Here is an 18,039-nt window from a genome sequence, read left to right on the forward strand (position 1 = left end):
AATCCAGTCAATATTTGAATGAATGGATATGTTTGCAGTCAAAGATAAAGCAAATTGCTTGCATGGCAAGCCAATCGCCTGCGGCAGATTGGCAGAGGGATGTGTGCAGTCTTTTTTTGTTCAGAAGTAGGTGGAGGTCTTGTCCGGCGTTGACGCCAATGCCTCAGAAATGACCCTGAACGCGCTATCGATTTGCGCTCGATCATGTGGCCCGCCCAGACAGAGCCGCACGGATTCATCCGCCTTTCCGGCAATCGTGAAGGCGTCGCTTTCCACAACGCCGACAGCCTGGTTCCTCATCTGGCTGACAAAGGCCGGACGAGACCAGCCTTCCGGCAAGGCAAGCCAGATATGAAATCCGTCAGGGTCGGCTTCAAATTTCTGGCTTTTCAGATAGCGGGCGGCCAGCTCTTGCCGGGCCGCGCTTTCGCTTCGGATGTGCCGAAGCAGGGCTCTGGCAGTGCCATCTTCGATCCAGCGCGTGGCCAGGGCTGTCGTGAGCGGGGAAATCATGACGCTGGACGTGCGCTGTGAACGAGCGAACTGCCATGCAGCGCTCCGGTCCGGGGCAAGGACGTGGGCGAGCCGGAGACCGGCTCCAACGCTTTTCGAAAGAGAGCCGATGTACCAGGTGATATCCGGAGCAAGAGCGGCTATCGACGGGACCTGCTTGCGGCTGAGCTGGCCGTAGGGATCATCCTCCAGGATCGGCACGCCGTGGCGCTGCGCGGTGGCAGCAAGATCGCGGCGCCGCTGCTCGGAGAGGGTGCGAGTGGTTGGGTTGTGCAGAGTGGGGTTGAGATAGAGTGCCTTCAGGCGACCGTCGAGACAGGCTTTGCGAAAGGCCTCCGGATCAATGCCTTCTTCGTCGCTCGGCAAGCCACAAAGCTCCAGTCTGAGTTGTCCGCAGATGGAGCGGATCCCGGGATAGGTGACGGCTTCGCATGCGATCCGGTCACCCGGCTCGCAAAGCGTTGCAAGAATGCCGGCAAGGGCTGCCTGAGCGCCGGGAGCAAACAGAATATCTTCCGGGTCGGGTTTGAGGCCAACCCCGGCAAGCCAGCGTGCTGCAGCCTGGCGGTCCGGGTCCTTTTCAGAAATTGTCTGGTATCGAAGCAGCGGAATGACGTCGGCCGAAAGCGCCGCGAGCCCCTCTTTCATACGGGCAATCAGGCCGGGGTCACTGACTTCCGGCGGCAGGTTCATGGAAAAGTCCGGAGGTGACAGCCGCTTGGCATCACGTGTTGCAACGCCGCCGCCCAGCACGCTGTCGGGGCCGGTGACGAATGTGCCACTGCCAACCATGGAGGAGATAGCGCCACGCCTGCGGGCTTCGGTGTAACCGCGTGCAACGGTGGTGAAGTCAAGCCCGAGCCGGGCTGCCAACTGGCGCTGCGCAGGAAGCCGGTCTCCAGGCGAAAGGCGTCCGGTGCGGATATCTTCTTCAATGGCGTCCGCGATCGCGGCATAGCGCGGAGCATTGCTGGCGGAAAGGTCCGGACACCATTCGGTCATGAAGAATTGCTTTCAAATTGACTGGATATTGACTGTATACAGAGGTCGTGCCGGAATGTCACCAATCATTCGCTTCAGGGTGGGGCACCCAGGGGAGCTTGCGAACAATGGACGGCTGGCGAACAGCGCGCGTGCTGAACGGTCTTTGTTTCCAGGAAGATGTGGTCGAGGCAAACGCACGCGTGGCAGCGAGTTGGCAGCAGGGCCTTCCCGATATCAGCTGGTTTTATGCTCGGTCCAAAACCTCGACGGCCAGCACAGTCGGCAAATGGCGGGCAATTTCCTGCCAGGTCTCACCTTCATCCAGGCTGGCGAAAACCGAGCCTGAGTTTGTGCCGAAGTAGAGCCCGGCGGGGTCTCGTGTGTCGCCGCCCATCGCCTGACGCAGAACCGTGAAGAAGCAGGCTTCCTGCGGAAGGCCCTCGCGCTTGTCCCGCCAGGTTCGGCCACCGTCATCGGACTTCCAGACGGCTGCCGCCGCACCGGGGGGAAACCGGCCTTCGGTGTCTCCGTTAAGCGGGAGCGTCCAGATGGTGTCAGGATCTCGCGGATGAACGCGGATCGGGAAGCCGAAGGTGGAGGGCAGGCCGTCGGTGATGTTGTCCCAGTTGAGCCCGCCGTCTGCGGATCGCCAGACGCCGTGGTGGTTCTGCTGATAAAGCAGGTCATTGTCGCCAGGTGCACGCATCATGTTGTGAACGCAATGGCCGGTCTCGCCGTCGCGCGGGGAGGCAGGGTGATCATGCCCCTCACAGGCGGCCGCGTTGGACAGCCGGTTGCGTCGCTCCCACGTCATGCCGCCATCTTCGCTGGCGAAAACGCCTGCGGCAGAAATGCCTATCCAGAGCTTTTTCGGATTGTCCGGGTCGGAAACGATCGTGTGCAGCACAAGGCCGGCCGCACCCGGGTTCCAGCTGTCTGCGGACGGATGATTGGCAAGCCCTTCCAGATGCGCGAAGCTCTTGCCGCCATCCCTGCTGGCGAGAAATCTTGCGGGCTTGGTGCCGGCGTAGAGCGTACCGTGGGCGTACCCGAGCGACCAGATTTGCGAAAAGTCGTCCGCAAAAGGCAGGTCCTGAGGTGTCCAATTCAGAAACTTGGCCGTCTCGGGATCATTTGCTGCCCAGTCGTCGAGCGTCCCTTTGGTCAGTCGGGTGACCTCCCATGTCTCGCCGCCGTCGACAGAACGCCAGACGCCCGCGCCGGACCATTCGCCGCCGCCGCCGGCCCAGATCGTGCCGCTTTCCGGATCGCCGATCACGTGATTGATCGGCCAGCCATCGCAGAAAGGTCCCTTTACCTTCCAGCCTCCACGGTCACTTCCACCGTTCAGCAGGAACGCTCCCTTGGTGGTCCCGACAAGCACCGTTACACCCGAAGTCATGGTTTGCCTCCTCCAGAAACCGGTGGAGCTTAACACGAGTTTTGTTGGTTGCAGATGGGCTTCAATGCTCCTTTACGGCGTGGTGCGGCCTAAAGGAAAAGAGCCGCCTAACTGGTTCTGTTGGTCTCGAGGAACTGGATCTTCTCGCGGTACCAGTGAAACGGTAGACAGTGGAAGCCTGCTGGTAGCAAACTGCCGGCACATGCAAGCCATGCCCTTTCCGGAGATGATCATGCCTGAAGACCTTAGCCATTGGACCGCGCGTCCCCGGCCGGAGCACAAGCCGATTGAGGGCCGTTACGTTGTTCTGGAGCCGCTTGACCCGGTGCGTCACACGTCCGGGCTATTCGAAGCTTCCGATGTGCCGGACGGCGATCAGAAATTCCGCTGGCTGCCTGAGTATCCGCCGGAGACCGAGACTGATTTCCGCGGATGGGTGGAAAAGGCTGCAGCCAGCAAGGATCCGCTCTTTTTTGCAATCGTGGACAAGGAATCCGGCAAAGTTGCCGGACGGCAGACGCTTATGCGGATTGACGAGGCCAACGGTGTCATCGAAATTGGAAATATCTATTGGGGACCGCTGATCTCGCGCAAACGCGGGGCGACCGAAGCCCTCTATCTGTTCATGAAATATGTGTTCGATGATCTCGGTTATCGGCGTTTTGAATGGAAATGCAACAACGACAACATACCGTCCAGACAGGCCGCCTTGCGTTTCGGTTTCAGCGAGGAAGGCATCTTCCGACAGCATCTTGTCGTCAAGGGTCTCAATCGCGATACAGCGTGGTTCTCCATGATCGACAAGGAATGGCCGGCGCTGAAAAAGGGCTACGAAGCCTGGTTGGCCGCGGAGAATTTCGAGTCATCCGGAGAGCAGAAGCGCAAACTTGGCGCGTGTCTTGCGGATGCTGCGAAGAGCGGTCAATCATGAGCGATCCGCGCCAGCCGGATTCGCCAGACGAGACCTATCGATGAACTCCAGACATATCGGCATCTTGCAGCCCGGGCATGCCCCCGACGAACTGGCACAGGAATTGGGCGACTACGATGCATGCTTCCGGCAGTTGCTGGCCGGTCGCGGGTTTTCCTTCACGACCTATGATGTGGAGGCGGGCGAGTTCCCCGATGGGCCGGAAGCAGCGGATTCCTGGTTGATAACCGGGTCCCGCCACGGAGCTTACGAAGACCACGACTGGATTCCGCAGCTTGAGGATTTTATCCGCGCAATCCACCAGAGCGAGCGACCTCTGATCGGTGTTTGCTTCGGTCACCAGATCATTGCTCAGGCCCTTGGCGGCCAGGTGGAGAGGTCGCCCAGGGGATTTACCGCCGGCCCGGAAACCTATCGCGGTTTCGGTCACGAAAAGCTGGTGCTCAATGCCTGGCATCAGGACCAGGTCACAATGGCCCCCAAGGGGCTTGAAGTTGTAGCAAGCAGTTCAGGTTGCCCGATTGCCGGGCTTCATCTGCCTGGCCGGATCCTGACATGCCAGCCACATCCGGAAATAGATCCGGACTATCTTGCAGGCATTGTGAAGCTGCGTGGATATGTTTTGAACGACACGCAGCGCGCTGATCTGCCGAAACGGATCGAGACCATGCCTCTTGATGCGAACAAGGCGGCAGATCTCTTTGCAATGTTCCTGTCGGGCGAAGAAATCGGGATGCTTTTGCCCGGTAACGCCGAAGCCTGATCTGCAGAGCCAACCATGCCCGTTCAATCGCAATGCTCGAATTTGCGAAGGTAGAACTTTATTTGGATCTAAACGCTAATTTGAACTTCTCGCGCTTGCAGGTGTTTAGGGGCGTGGCGGATCGTTGACTGCGACAAGGACCCGTCGGTGCCCTATGACCGCACCTACATGGCCTGTGCCTATGTCATCATGAAGTCTGGCTTTGTCGGTACGGCACTCACCGTTGCGCCTTACACCACGTTTGCTCAACCAGAAGGCCCCTCAAGCTTCAATACGTTTTAGGAACTGACCTTGAGCGACTGGGAGCAGGCTGTCGGGCTGACATGTCCCGGTCTCGTCGGCGTACAGAAAATCCTGCGCTTTGCTCTCTCACGAAAAAGGCAATCGACTGTCTCCTGTCGATTGCCTTTGTTTTTTCCGGGCCGACCGCTCGAAGGTCAGTGGCTCTTCGCGGCTGACTTGCCTCTGACGAGCCGCCAGACCGGCAGGATCACCTTGCTGGTCACCGGGATCAGCAGCATGCCGAGTGCAAGGCCGAATAGACCGTCCAGGCTTGCCGTTACCACCCATGTGAGGAAGCCTTGAGCGACCTGTACCGAATGAGCGACGTTGTGGGCAATGTCGTGGATGATGCCGTAGATCTGCCCGAAGCCCAGAACGTCCATACCATGCAGCACGATGGAGCCACCGACCCAAAGCATGGCGGCGGTGCCAACTGTCATCAGCAGTTTCATGAAGCCGGGCATGGCTTTCACAATGCCGTGGCCGATGGCGCGGGTCAGCGACAGGCGGCCTCTGCGCGTCAGCATCAGGCCGAAGTCGTCCGCCTTTACCAGCAAGGCAACGGAGCCATAAACGAGAACGGTGATGCCGATTGCGACCACTGCAAGCGTAGCAGCTTCCATCCAGATGGTGCTTTCAGGAATCTCGGCGAGGGCGATCGTCATGATTTCCGCCGACAGGATGAAGTCGGTTTTGATGGCGCCGGAAACCTTCTGTTCTTCCAGATGCAACGGGTCGGCAACGAAGCCTTCCGGCTCGTCGGCGTCATGATGATGTGGCTTGAAGATGTGATAGATCTTTTCCGCCCCCTCAAAACACAGGTAGGCGCCACCCAGCATCAGCAACGGTGTGATGATACCTGGTAAAAACTCATTGAGTACGAGGCCGGCAGGAAGCAGGAAGATCAGCTTGTTCTTGATTGATCCCTTCGCGATCCGCCAGACGATCGGAATTTCGCGTGCAGGGGAAAATCCGGCGACATATTTCGGAGTGACGGCTGCGTCGTCGATTACGGCTCCGGCCGCTTTCGCGCCCGCCTTGGCCGCCTGGCCGATCACGTCATCCGCGGAGGCCGCGGCAATCTTGGCGATTGCGGCAACGTCATCGAGTAGGGCAAGCAATCCGCTCATGGCAGCTCCAGGTCTGTGTCCGTCCGGGGCAAGGATATAGCGTGTTGCCGGGTGAGGGGCCAGTAAAGAGACCCCATATTCCTGAAACAGATTGCACCGGAACGAATTGGCCTGAAGTTGGCTACGCCATCGCCGCCAGTGTCGTGCTTTCCTGCGGAAATGCCGTGAAGGCCTCCGCAGACTTGCGGCGTTGCTTCGGCATCGGGTTTGGAACAGCAGACAACAGGCGCCGCGTGTACGGGTGCTGCGGGTTTTTCAGAATCTGTTCGGTTGGACCGGTTTCGACAATCTCGCCCTTGTACATCACCGCAATGCGGTGACTTACCCGCTCCACCACGCCGATATCGTGTGAGATGAATAGGAACGACAGACCTTCCGTGCGTTGCAGTTCGAGCATGAGATCAGTGATCTGCCGGGCAATGGAAACATCAAGCGCGGAAACCGCTTCGTCCGCGATGATGAGTTTCGGTTCCACCGACAAGGCACGCGCAATGCACAGACGCTGACGTTGTCCGCCGGAGAATTGGTGCACGAAGCGATTGATGGCATCGCGCTCCAGTCCAACCCTTTCAACCAGATGCGCTGCGAGTTCCTTCTGGTCCTTGCGCGAGACAAGGCCGTGGATCCGCGCCGGCTCCGTGATCAGCTCATGTACCGGAAGCCGCGGATTGAGGCTCGCGTAAGGGTCCTGAAATACCATCTGCATGTCCTTCCGCGTTTCGCGGAGCGCCTGCCGGGAGGAGCTGTTCAGAACATTGCCGTCAAGCCGGACAGATCCGCTTTCAGGTTCGATCAGGTGCAGAATGGACCGCGCCAGGGTCGACTTGCCGCAACCGGACTCGCCAACCAGACCAAGCGTCTCGCCACGTGCAACCTTCAGCGAAACGCGGTTCACGGCGAGAACGCCGCCGGATTTCCTTGAAAACAGGCCGGATTTGCCGGGAAATCTTGTTGACAGTTGCTCAACATCCAGCACTGTCTCGGTCCCTGCCTGCTGCGTGCTGGTTCCCGAACCCGGTTTCGGCGTTGCCGCCATCAGCGCCTTTGTGTAGGCAGCCTTTGGCCTTTCGAAGAGATCGTGAACGCTGGCTTCTTCCATCTTTTCGCCGTTGCGAAGCACGACGACCCGGTCGGCAATCTCGGCAACGACGCCCATGTCGTGGGTGATGAACAGAACGCCCATGCCGATCTCTGCCTGAAGGTTCCGGATCAGTGTCAGGATCTCCGCCTGGGTGGTGACATCCAGAGCCGTTGTCGGTTCATCGCAGATCAGCAGTTTGGGCCTGCAGGCGAGCGCCATTGCAATCATCACCCGTTGACGCAGGCCGCCGGATAGTTCGTGCGGATATTGCTGCAGCCGCCGCGCCGGATCCGGAATGCGCACCTGATCGAGGGCTTCTTCCGCGGCTTGCATGGCCTTGCGCCTGTCGAACTTCCGGTGGCGGATGAAGACCTCGCCAACCTGGTCGCCGATTTTCAGAACCGGGTTGAGTGAGGTCATCGGCTCCTGAAAGACCATGGAAATGGCATTGCCGCGCAACGCGGTCAGTTGCGCATCCGTCAGGCTTCGCAAGTCATGGGAGCCATCACCATCGTTCAGTCGGATGCTGCCCCCGCCAATCGTTCCACCTTCTCGTTCGATCAGCCGCAGGATGGAAAGTGCCGTGGCCGATTTGCCGGAACCGGACTCTCCGACCAGCGCAAGTGTCTCGCGCGCATGAATTGCAAAGGAAATTCCCTTCACGGCTTCATGAGCACCGAAAGAAATCCTGAGGTCCTGAACGTCCAGTACCGGCTTGGTCATTTGAGGTCTCCGCGGCGTCTTGCTGCAAATTCCGGGTGCTGGTTGAAATCCGGTAGCGGCGGTGTCCAGCGGTCGGCATGAGGCTTGAACGAATGGGCAATCGGGTCGAGGCCCTGCACCTGCCAGGAGACGGTTTCGCCAAGCTCAAGCAAACCGAAGGCACCGGCAGGTTCGCCCCTGGTGGTGAAGCTTTCGGTAAGCGACTGCTGTGTCAGATGGGTAATGCCGTCCACCGTGGTGATTGTGTTCCAGTGAACGTGGCCGGACAGACAGACCACCGGCTGCCGGGACTGCGCCAGTGCCGCGCGGGCACGTTCTGCCATCGGGTAGGTCGAAGCTGACGGATTGCGTTCGAAGTAGTAGTTACCGATCTGGCCATGACCGGAAACGGGAACGTGGCTGAGCACCAGAAGAGGCTTGTCCGTGTTCTGTGCAACGCGTGACAGCCACAAGAGATCGGCCTCATGCAGAATGAAACCTGAATGCTCCGGCGTCCGATGGATCTTGCTGTCTGCGCGCCACAGCGCAATTCTCCAGTTACCTGCATCAAAGGTCGCGTTGGCGAGGGACTGACCGAGGATTTCCTCGTTGTCCGAAATATCCAGGTGATCGCGGTCGTGATTGCCGTTGATGTGGTGGACCGGAGCATTGACGGCCTTGAAGGCGTCGGCGACTTCGCGTTCCAGCTGAAGGTCCGTGTCGCGGTCCATATCGGAAATCCGATCGCCCAGATCGACGACGAAATCGGGGGCAGCATCGTTGGCGAAACGGGCAAACTCGGCCATCAGGTCGAGGGCAGTGTCACCGCGCTTGGTCGCGGAAGGTTTGCCGTGGTGGATGTCGGCGACAACAGCAATGCGTACGGACACGTTGAATTTCCTGAATTGATCAAAGGGTAGGGAGAGCGCCGCCGGTGTACCGGCGGCGCTTTTTTGCTTAGTTGAACGAAATGGAGCCGGCGCGGAAGTCGAGCACGTAGGGAATGTGACCCGGCTTGGGAGCCCAGTTGACGTTGGTCTTCATCGCCCAGCTTTCATAGGGGCGATACAGCGGCAGCACCGGCGGATCCTGCTTGATGCGCTCCATCAGCTCCGCATAGGCCGCGCGGCGCAACTCGACATCACCGTTAAAGCGGAACTGCTCCCAGCTCTTGGCGTAGTCTTCGTCGGTGTTGAAACGGCCTTCGGATTCAGAAGGACCATTCGGAGCCCACATGACGCCGAAGCTGCCGAACGGGTCGGCGAAATACATCGGGTTGGACCAGTTGCGGGTCATCATGTCCGGTGAGTTGCCGCTCCATTTGTCCTGGACGTTGACCTTGCCCTTGATACCGACTTCCGCCCACATCTCCATGATGGCCTGGGCCGCCAGAAGGCCGTTGGTGTAGTAGCCCGGTGCGGTGTCGTAGGTGATTTCGAAGCCGTCGTAACCTGCTTCCTTGAGCAGTTCCCTGGCTTTCTCCGGATTGTATTCGAAGGTGGTCAGCTCCGGCTGGTACAGTTCGCCGAATTCCGCAAGCGTGTGCGTGGACGGAACCACGGCCTTGCCACCCCACAGGGCTTCGTTCAGCGTGTCACGGTCGATGGCGAGCGAGAGGGCCTGACGGATGCGGGCATCCTTCAGTTTCGGATGGTTCACATTCATGATCATGACGTGGAAGAGGGCAGTGGCGCTGCCGGCGGCCTTCATGTCCGGATCGTTCTCGATCAGCTGAAGCTGGTCAGGTGCGATGTTGGTGACGATGTCGGCTTCACCGGTTTTCAGGGCCGTGATGCGTGAAGCAGTCTCCGGCATATGCCGGACGGTGACCTTGTCGAGCGGTGCCTTTTCGCCCCAGAAGTCGTCAAAACGTTCCCAGACCACTGTTTCGCCCGGCACGAATTCGGCAACCTTGTATGGGCCTGTGCCGACCGGCTTCAGGGAAAAGGCTTCAAAGTCGTCATGCTCAAGCTTGTCCGGGTCGCCTGCAAGGCTCTTGGTGTAAGCTTCCGAAATGATCATGACCTGCTGCAGGTTCAGCAGTGTTTCCCAAAGAGGCTCCGGGCGCTTTGCGTGGATGCGCACGGTGAGATCGTCGACCTTCTCGGCCTTCTCGAAGTTTTCAAGACGGTCCCGGGCACGCACCTGATAGGGTGGGAAGTCGGCCTGATACATCCGGTTCAGCGAGAACACGACGTCGTCGGCGGTCATGTCGGCACCATTGTGGAACTTCACGCCTTCACGCAGTTTGAGTTCCATGATCGTCGGTTCGACAAGTTTCCACTCTGTCGCAAGGCCCGGCTGCCATTCAGTGTCGGTGGTGTCGTGGTTCTTTGCGATCAGCGTATCGAAGGCGTTGTAGTAGAACTGTGAGCCGACATTAGAGTGATCGCGACCCGGATCGAGGTAGCTGGACACGTTGGCTGCACCAACGGTGAGTTCTGTTGCGAAGGCACTTGTCGCCATGAGCGAAGCAAGAGCGGTGGTTGCCAGTAGTTTGGTCATATCGAGCCTCCAAGGCTTCTAGGGTGGAGCGTTGGCCGTTCCGGCTTCTGTCGTTGGGTTCGGTCAGCGGGACCTGAGACGGACATCCGCCTTGTCGCGCAGCCAGTCGCCAAGGATCTGGACTGCGAATGTGAGGAGCAGGATCACCATCGCGGGGGCGAGAACGATCCAGGGGGCCGTCGGCAGATAGTCGCGGCCGATGCCGACCATCGATCCGAGCGTTGCGGTTGGCGGTTGAACGCCGAGACCGAGGAAAGACAGGGTCGATTCCAGGATGACGATGTTGGAAAAGTTCAGTGTGAACTGGACGACGATCGGCGAGACGACATTGGGCAGGATGTGCCTCACCGCAATCCGGAGCGGCGTAGCACCTGCTGCACGTGCCGCTTCGACAAAGGGCATCTGGATGAGCTTCTTTACTTCACCGCGCACGATCCGCGTGTATTGCTCCCAGCCGTAGACACCGAGCACGAGGATCATCACGTCCAGGGATGAGCCCATGACTGCCAGAATGAGAAGGGCGATCAGGGTGAAGGGAATGGCGATCTGCGCGTCTACCAGGCCCATGATGACCTCTTCGAAAACACCGCCGATGATGCCGGCCATCAGACCCAATGTACCCCCGATCAGAAGACCTATGACGGCTCCCGCAAGGGCGAGTGCGAAGGTCAGCCGCAGGCCGTAGATGCAGCGGGAGAAGATGTCCCGGCCGAGTTCGTCGGTGCCGAAATAGAAGCCGTCCTTGTAGCGTTCGAACCCGATTGGCGGACGCAGCCGGGAAATGAGACTTTGGGCATTCGGGTCGAAGGGGGCTACCCAGGGGGCGGCGAGTGCCGTCACGACCAGGATCAGGCCGATGAGAAGCGCGATCCGGACAATCCAGTTCGCATCCGACCAGATCGGCAGACGGTATGTTCTTGTGCCAGTATTACGCGGCGAAGACAGGTTGTGCGTTGCGTCGGTCATGCGCTTATCCCTTGGCAAGGCGGATGCGCGGATCCGCGAAGGCGTAGGCGATGTCGACCACTGCGTTGATCACGATGACCGCGACAGCGACGGACAGGACACCGAACTGGAGGACGGGGTAGTCACGCAGGATGGCGGACCGGACGAGGAGGTCGCCGATACCGGGCCATGCGAAGATCGATTCCACGACAACGCTACCCGCCGCCGCGAGGCTGGCGATCTGTAGTCCGACCACGGAAAGCAGCGTGATCGACGCGTTGCGCAATCCATGCTTCAAGATGACGATCCACTCCGGCAGGCCCTTGGCACGGGCTGTGCGCATGTAGTCCTGGCTGAGCACGTCCAGCATGGCGTTGCGGGTGAAGCGGGTGATCGCCGCAACCAGCGTGCCGGAAATGGCAAGCGTCGGCATGATGAAATGCAGCGCCGTTCCATCGCCAATGACGGGAAGCCAGTTGAGCGTGTAGGCAAAGATCAGCACCAGCAGGATGCCGATGATGAAGGACGGCACGGCATATCCGAGAAAGGCAATCACCATCACCACGCTGCCGATGATGCTGGTGCGGTAGATGGCGGCCAGAATGCCAAGCGGTATGGACACTATCAGCGTGAAGCAAACGGCGCTCAGCAGCAGTTTCAAGGATGGCCAGGCACGTTCGAGAACGATTTCCGAAACCGGCCGCCTTTCCAGGAAGGACAGTCCGAACTCGCCCGAAAACACCGAGCTGAGATAGCGCCAGTACTGAGTGCCGATGGATGAATCCAGACCGTAGTAAGCGATCAGGAGGGCCCGGTCTTCCTTGGTGATGCCTTCGCCGAGAACGAAATCGACCGGATTTCCGGAAAGCCTGGTGGCGAAGAAGACGAGCGTCACGATGAGGAACAGGGTGATCGCCATCCGCAAAAGGGTTCGCAGAACGTAGGTCAGCATGCGCTCGCCTCCACTGACGACGGGTGAGCGAGCGGTAACGTGTCTTCCTCCGGAGCGCCGTTCGCGAGCGGCGAGGGCGTTGCGACGAGGTGAATGAAATCGAGACCGGCAAGGGTTGCCGCCGCACCGTCGGTCGCGGCGTTGTCGCCCACAAAGACGGCCTCGCTCGCCGGAACGCCCGCAGCTTCAAGTGCCGCGTTGATGAGGAACGGCTGAGGTTTGCCGATAACCCTTGGTGCGATCTCCGGACAGCACGCCTTGAAGGCTGCAAGTAGGGAGCCGGTTTCCGGCACCGGGCGACCGTCCGCATTCGGGTGGGAAAGATCCGGATTGGTCACGACCAGCTCTGCGCCTTGCTCCAGCAGTCGCAAGGCCTTTTCCAGTCCGGTCAGGGTGAACTTTGTATCGCGAGCAAGCAGGACGACGTCGGTCCGATCATTCGCACGCTCAAGGCCGAGCTCTGTTGCAAGAGCGTGAAGCGGCTGTTCGGCAATTACATGGATGCGCGCGCCCGGACGTTCCGCTGCGATCGTGCGCACAGCCAGCTCACCTGCAAGAAAGATGCTTTCCTGCGGCAGCCGCAGTCCGATTGCGTTCAGTTTTGCCGATAGCGTGACACTTGTGTCGGCCGAGTTGTTCGAAACGATCGATACCCTTTTGCCAGCCGCCCGGACAAAATCTTCCGCGCCCGGCAATGCTCGTCCGGCGGCTATCAGGCAACCGTCCAGATCGCACAGGATTGCGGCATAACCGTCAACCTCCGCGGCGCCAAGCCATTGAATTGTTGTTGTTTTGCGAGCCCGCATTGCGAAGTCCATATCTGTCCGGTTGCCTTTCGGTACCACCGATCGACATTGAGGATCCGCCGGTACGGCAGGCGGATTGTTCTGGTCAGGAAGGGCCGTGCTCCGTTGGCGTGGCCCGCTGAAATCGCAATCAAATTGTCGTCACTCTGTGACGCTGCCGTAACAGAGCGAACCTATGGTTTGAGGTGATCAAACCTTTGGCTTTGCTAATCGGAGAAAACCTGGAATGACACTTTCCCTGTCGCGCATTCGGGCCGTGAACGCGGTCGCGTCCGGAGGCTCATATGCTGCAGCGGCACGGGCGCTGAAGATTTCGCAGCCGGCCGTCGCGCGTCATGTGAAAGACCTTGAAGCGGAATTCGGCGTACGCCTGTTCGACCGGAAAAACGGTGTGTTGTCGCCAACACCGCTGTGCAACGAGCTATGCGATGTCGCCGAACGAATGGCAGAAGCCGAACGCGCAGCAACACGGCTTTTGACCCGCCACAACACCTTGCTGAATGGTCGTTTGAAAATCGGATTGGGAAATTCGATGCCGGGCATGGCGTTGATCGCGCAGTTTCTCAAGCGGCATCCGGGCATCGAAATCGCGGTGGAAACAGGTTCGCATGAGCGGATCACGCGGGCAGTGCTGACCCGCGAAGTCGACATTGGTGTGCTGCCGGATGTGCCTGCGGATGGCCGTTTCCGGCGCGCCTTGCTTGCAAGGCAGAATGTCGTTGCCATCGTCCATCCCGACAGCCCGCTTTCCCGGGAGGCGGCCGTGACCTGCGAACGGCTGATGGCCGAACCCCTGATTTTCCGGACAAGGGGATCCTCCACCCAACGGGTGGTCGACAGGGCCTTTCGTTCTGCCGGATTCGAGCCTTCGCCTCTTTTGACACTGGACACCCGTGACGCGGTTTATGAAGCAGTGGTCAATGGCCTCGGGGTCGGTTTCATGTGGCGGTTCGGAACCGGTCGAACCGATGTCGTTCACCGGGTTCCGGTCTCGGACATGCAACGCCAATACGAGGAAGTGGTTTTCTCGCTCGGTGACGAGCGCAGCATGCTGTTCGACGTTTTCTTTTCCGCCGTGGAAAGCTTCCGTACGGAGGCGGACGACATTCTGGACCACTAGCAGGCGAGAGGGCGCGCCTAGGCGGTGATCGCCTCTGCAAGGCGCACAGCGGACGCTACACCATCAATGACGGGTACCTTGAATTGCGCCGTCAGGTCGGCGGCCAGATCCGCCATGCCCGCGCAACCGAGTGCGATTGCGCCAATGCCGTCCAGTCTCAGAGCGGCCTGGATTTCCGCCTCGATCTTGTGCCGGGCATCGCTCTCGGGGTTTTCCAGTTCGAGAACCGGTACGTCCGATGCACGCACCCTGACACATCGGGCGGCAAGGCCGGTGCGCTGCAGGTTCTCTTCCAGCACCGGTACGGAGACGGACAAGGTGGTAACCACCGAAAACCGTTCGGCCGCCACGGAGGCAACATGGTAGGCCGCCTCGCCGATGCCAACCACCGGGACGCGGGATTTCGCCTTCAGTTCCCAAAGGCCGGTATCGTCGAAACATGCGATGATGACCGCGCTGATGCTTGGGTCGGTCTTGAGCGAGCGCTCGAAGAGATCGAACAGGCCGGGCAGGGCAGCCTCGCCATCCGCTGGTCCCTGAATGGCTGCCGGTCCCTCCAGTGGATTGATGGCCGTAATCCGGCTGAAGGGACCGGCTGCGGCGCGAGCAGCCGCCGCGATCTTCTGCGTCATTGAAGCCGTGGAATTCGGATTGATGACGAGGATGTGTATGTCGCGCATGTAAGGCCCTAGACCATGCCCTTTCCGGCATCCGAGCCGTGCCGTGACCTGCGTTTGTTCAGGATGACGACAATGGCGAGGAACAGGCCGATGATGCCGAAGGAGAAGGCGGTTGTCAGAGTGCCGAGCGCAAAGATCACCGGCGTCGTGACGTTTGTTGTCATGCCGTAGATTTCCAGCGGCAGCGTGTTGTAGCTGCCGGCCGTCAGAAGCGTGCGGGCAAACTCGTCATAGGACAGGGTGAAACCGAACAGGGCGACCCCGATCAGCATCGGCGCGATTATCGGCAGCACGACATGACGGACAGTCTGCCAGGCGCTTGCGCCCTGGTCGCGTGCGGCTTCCTCGTAGGATTTGTCGAAACGGTTGAAAACCGCGAACATGATCAATAGGCCGAAGGGCAAGGTCCACGTCAGCTGCGCGCCGAAGCCCGAGGTCGACCAATGTACGGCAAGGCCGGATTGAGAGAAGATCAGGCCGACGCCGAGCGAAACCAGGATCGACGGGATCACCAGTGAGGTGATGATCAGATAGAAGATCGCACCGGACCCGGGAAACCGTTTGCGGAAGGCAAGGCCGCCCATGACGGAGACAACGACCGTTGTCACCATGACCATGAGACCAAGAACGAGCGAGCGCGAGAAACTGCCCCAGATATCCCCGACGGCCTGTTGTTCGAACAGGTCGTGGAACCAGTGCAGCGAGACGCCGCGCATCGGGAAGGTCAGCCCGCCCTGCGGTCCCTGAAAACTCAGGATCGCGATGGTGACTGTCGGGCCATAGAGGAAAACCAGGAAAAGGCCAAAGAACGCGGCAAGCGCATAGAAGGGGCGGGAACGTTTTTCCATGATCAGAGCTCCTTCCGGATGTCGACGAAGCGCAGCAGGATCGAGATCACCAGAAGCACCGTGATCAGCAGGATGACCGCTGTTGCCGCGGCAGAGGGATATTGCAAAAGCGCGATGTCATTGGAGATCAACCTGCCGACATTGGCCTTCTGGCTGCCGGACATGAAGCGCACGGTAATGAAGTCGCCCATCACCAGCGTGACGACAAAAATGGAACCGATCATGATGCCGGGTTTGGTCAGCGGAATGATGACGTTGGTGAGTGTCTGCAGACCGGTGGCGCCATTGTCATAGGCTGCCTCGATCAGCGAGCGGTCGATACGCATCATGGTGTTGAAGATCGGAACCACCATGAACAGCGTGTAGAGGTGGACAAAGGCCAGGATCACCGAAAAGTCGGAAAAGAGCAGCCAATCCAGCGGCTCGTCTATGACGCCCATCGAGATCAACGTGGAATTGGCGATGCCGTTGCGGCCCAGGAACGGGATCCAGGAAATCATGCGGATGATGTTGGATGTCCAGAACGGGATCGTGCACAACAGAAACAGAACGATCTGCCAGGTCAGCGTGCGCACGTGAAAGGCGAGGAAATAGGCAACGGTAAACCCGATCACCAGCGTGATCGCCCAGGTGATCAGCGCGTATTTCACCGTGTTGAAGAACACCTGGTAGGTCACCGGAGACGTCAGCAGGAATTCGTAGTTGTCGAACTGGAAGGCCGGGTAGATCGAGAATTCCGTCGCCCCCCAGAAACTCACCACGACGATCATGGCAATCGGCAGAACCAGGAAGAAGAACAGCACCAGCGCCAGAGGCAGCGACAGTAGCCAGCCGGTCATGGCATCGGGCAGGCGGCTGAGGCTGAAGGGAGCCTTAGCACGAGCTTTCGCAGCCGGGGCCACGCTGGAAATGGACTGTGTCTGATCCGTCATGAAGGTCGGGTCCGGTAAGTAGAGAAGGCGGGTGTCATGCTCGCCCCGGGTGTCTTGAAGTGCCCGGGAAAAGTTTCCCGGGCACCAGTGTGTCGGCTCAGCCTCAGGCGGCGATGAACTCGTTCCACTTGCGAACCATGTACTGGTTCTCGTCCATGACAGCGTTCCAGCAGGCAACGGCACCCATGCGCTCGTAGAACGAGCCGCCGTCGCGGGTTTCGCCGGCTTTCGCCAGAACGTCACCGAACGGGTTGGTGATGTCGCCGGTGGCTTCCTTGCCTTCGAACCAGTAACCCCACTCGTTCTCGTCCATGTGGTTCTTGGAGGTTTCCGGCACGGCCGAGTAGTAGCCCTGGCGCATCAGGAAGCCGCCGACCCAGCCGTCGAGATACCAGTTGATGTATTCGTAGGCTGCTTCCAGTTCGAGGCCGGTCAAGCTCTTGGAGAGACCGATGCCACCACCCCACGACCGGTAGCCTTCCTTAAGCGGCTGATAGACGCAATCGATGCCGCGGGACTTCACGGCGGTGATTGCCGGAGACCACATGGACTGGATCACGACTTCGCCGGACGCCATCAGGTTGACGCTTTCGTCGAAGGTCTTCCAGAAGGCACGGAACTGGCCGTTTTTCTTGGCTTCGGTGAAGATCGCCATGGTCTTGTCGATCTCTTCGCGGGTCATGTTGCCCTTGTCGCCATACTGGATTTCGCCCATGGCTTCGCAAACCATGGCCGCATCCATGATGCCGATGGAAGAGATGTCGAGGATCGATGCCTTGCCCTTGAATTCCGGGTTCAGCAGTTCGGTCCAGCTTTCGATCGGGCGGCCGATCAGGTCCGGACGGATGCCGAGTGTGTCGGCGTTGTAGATGGTCGGGATGAGTGTCATCCAGCCGGTTTCTTCGGTGGCGAACGCCTTGCCGTCCGGACCGTCGACAAAGCCGACCGTGTGCGGAGCGGTGCCCTGTGCGATCACGGATTCCGGCGTCAGCTTGCCGCTTTTGAAGATGCCGACGATCTTGTCGTAGTTCTTGATCTTGGAGGTGTCCATTGCCTGCAGGTTGCCGGTCGGCCAGACCTTCTTGCAGATCCAGTATTCGATGTCCGCAATGTCGAAGCTGTCCGGCTGGGTCGCCGCACGCTGGGTGACGGCGTCACTGTCCAGAGCGGTCATTTCCAGGGTGAAGCCGAGATCTTCCTTCACCTTCTGCGCCACTTCGTTGAGGTTGGAAACGCCGGTGCCGAACTGGCGCAGGGTCACGTCCTTGATGTTCTGTGCCCAGATGGTCGGGAAGCCGGTGATGGCTCCCGAACCCAGGGCCGCACCGGCAGCTGCAGCGCCGCCTTTCAGGATGCTGCGGCGGCTGACGCCTTTCTTGGTCATCTGTTCAGTTTTTCCCACTGTATCTGTCATGTTCTTACTCCTGTTCCCCTCTGGAGTTTGTTCGGCCTCGGGAGAAGGC

General features: G+C 59.5%; 17 protein-coding genes. 4 read left to right on the forward strand and 13 right to left on the reverse strand.

Features of this window, described 5'->3' with window-relative positions; translation table 11 throughout:
* Positions 1–120 precede the first annotated feature (120 nt).
* Both Q666_RS42810 and Q666_RS42815 read right to left on the reverse strand, forming a co-directional pair.
* Positions 121–1,515 carry a PLP-dependent aminotransferase family protein gene (locus Q666_RS42810; protein WP_023003993.1) on the reverse strand — a complete coding sequence of 465 codons (1,395 nt, stop codon included), beginning with the start codon at positions 1,513–1,515 and terminating at the stop codon, positions 121–123.
* A gap of 226 nt (positions 1,516–1,741) precedes the next feature.
* On the reverse strand, positions 1,742–2,899 hold the full coding sequence (locus Q666_RS42815; protein WP_023003994.1) for a glycoside hydrolase: 1,158 nt from the start codon (positions 2,897–2,899) through the stop codon (positions 1,742–1,744).
* 232 nt (positions 2,900–3,131) lie between these two features.
* On the opposite strand from Q666_RS42815, the gene Q666_RS42820 reads away from it, so the two are divergent.
* The 3 genes from Q666_RS42820 to Q666_RS65890 all read left to right on the forward strand — a co-directional run bounded on the left by Q666_RS42820 (position 3,132) and on the right by Q666_RS65890 (position 4,875).
* On the forward strand, positions 3,132–3,830 hold the full coding sequence (locus Q666_RS42820; protein ID WP_031270735.1) for a GNAT family protein: 699 nt from the start codon (positions 3,132–3,134) through the stop codon (positions 3,828–3,830).
* Between the two features lie 40 nt (positions 3,831–3,870).
* Entirely contained in the window at positions 3,871–4,593 is a 723-nt protein-coding gene (locus tag Q666_RS42825; RefSeq protein ID WP_023003996.1) for a type 1 glutamine amidotransferase, read from the forward strand.
* 120 nt (positions 4,594–4,713) lie between these two features.
* Complete coding sequence (locus Q666_RS65890) at positions 4,714–4,875, forward strand: histidine decarboxylase, pyruvoyl type (RefSeq protein WP_152533306.1); 162 nt, start codon at positions 4,714–4,716, stop codon at positions 4,873–4,875.
* Between the two features lie 155 nt (positions 4,876–5,030).
* Here the strand turns inward: Q666_RS65890 and Q666_RS42830 are convergent, their stop codons facing one another.
* The 7 genes from Q666_RS42830 to Q666_RS42860 form a co-directional block, all read right to left on the reverse strand.
* Positions 5,031–6,005: a DUF808 domain-containing protein gene (locus Q666_RS42830; protein WP_023003997.1), complete on the reverse strand. Its 975-nt coding sequence runs from the start codon at positions 6,003–6,005 to the stop codon at positions 5,031–5,033.
* Positions 6,006–6,126: 121 nt separating this feature from the next.
* The gene (locus Q666_RS42835; RefSeq protein ID WP_023003998.1) at positions 6,127–7,809 is read right to left on the reverse strand and encodes an ABC transporter ATP-binding protein; all 1,683 of its coding nucleotides are present in this window, start codon (positions 7,807–7,809) and stop codon (positions 6,127–6,129) included.
* Positions 7,806–8,678, reverse strand: coding sequence for a metallophosphoesterase (locus Q666_RS42840; protein ID WP_023003999.1), 873 nt, complete (start codon positions 8,676–8,678; stop codon positions 7,806–7,808). The genes Q666_RS42835 and Q666_RS42840 overlap by 4 nt, the downstream gene beginning before the upstream one ends.
* A 67-nt stretch (positions 8,679–8,745) precedes the next feature.
* Entirely contained in the window at positions 8,746–10,293 is a 1,548-nt protein-coding gene (locus Q666_RS42845) for an ABC transporter substrate-binding protein (protein WP_023004000.1), read from the reverse strand.
* Between the two features lie 63 nt (positions 10,294–10,356).
* On the reverse strand, positions 10,357–11,259 hold the full coding sequence (locus tag Q666_RS42850; RefSeq protein ID WP_023004001.1) for an ABC transporter permease: 903 nt from the start codon (positions 11,257–11,259) through the stop codon (positions 10,357–10,359).
* A 4-nt stretch (positions 11,260–11,263) separates the two neighbouring features.
* A complete protein-coding gene (locus Q666_RS42855; protein ID WP_023004002.1) occupies positions 11,264–12,190 on the reverse strand; it encodes an ABC transporter permease in 927 nt (308 codons plus the stop codon).
* Positions 12,184–12,996, reverse strand: a complete 813-nt coding sequence (locus Q666_RS42860) for an HAD family hydrolase (protein WP_023004003.1) — start codon at positions 12,994–12,996, stop codon at positions 12,184–12,186. The genes Q666_RS42855 and Q666_RS42860 overlap by 7 nt, the downstream gene beginning before the upstream one ends.
* A gap of 226 nt (positions 12,997–13,222) precedes the next feature.
* Between Q666_RS42860 and Q666_RS42865 the strand changes: the two genes are divergently transcribed.
* Entirely contained in the window at positions 13,223–14,116 is an 894-nt protein-coding gene (locus Q666_RS42865) for a LysR family transcriptional regulator (protein WP_023004004.1), read from the forward strand.
* Positions 14,117–14,133: 17 nt separating this feature from the next.
* On the opposite strand, the gene Q666_RS42870 is transcribed toward Q666_RS42865, so the two are convergent.
* The 4 genes from Q666_RS42870 to Q666_RS42885 form a co-directional block, all read right to left on the reverse strand.
* Positions 14,134–14,796 (reverse strand): aspartate/glutamate racemase family protein, encoded by a 663-nt coding sequence (locus tag Q666_RS42870; protein ID WP_023004005.1) that lies wholly within the window; start codon positions 14,794–14,796, stop codon positions 14,134–14,136.
* 8 nt (positions 14,797–14,804) lie between these two features.
* Entirely contained in the window at positions 14,805–15,644 is an 840-nt protein-coding gene (locus tag Q666_RS42875) for an ABC transporter permease (protein WP_023004006.1), read from the reverse strand.
* A gap of 2 nt (positions 15,645–15,646) precedes the next feature.
* Complete coding sequence (locus Q666_RS42880) at positions 15,647–16,483, reverse strand: ABC transporter permease (RefSeq protein ID WP_031270739.1); 837 nt, start codon at positions 16,481–16,483, stop codon at positions 15,647–15,649.
* A gap of 196 nt (positions 16,484–16,679) precedes the next feature.
* Entirely contained in the window at positions 16,680–17,990 is a 1,311-nt protein-coding gene (locus tag Q666_RS42885; protein WP_023014488.1) for an extracellular solute-binding protein, read from the reverse strand.
* Between the last annotated feature and the right edge of the window lie 49 nt (positions 17,991–18,039).

This window comes from Labrenzia sp. C1B70 (assembly GCF_000475395.1).
GTDB classification, from domain to species: Bacteria; Pseudomonadota; Alphaproteobacteria; order Rhizobiales; family Stappiaceae; genus Roseibium; species Roseibium algicola.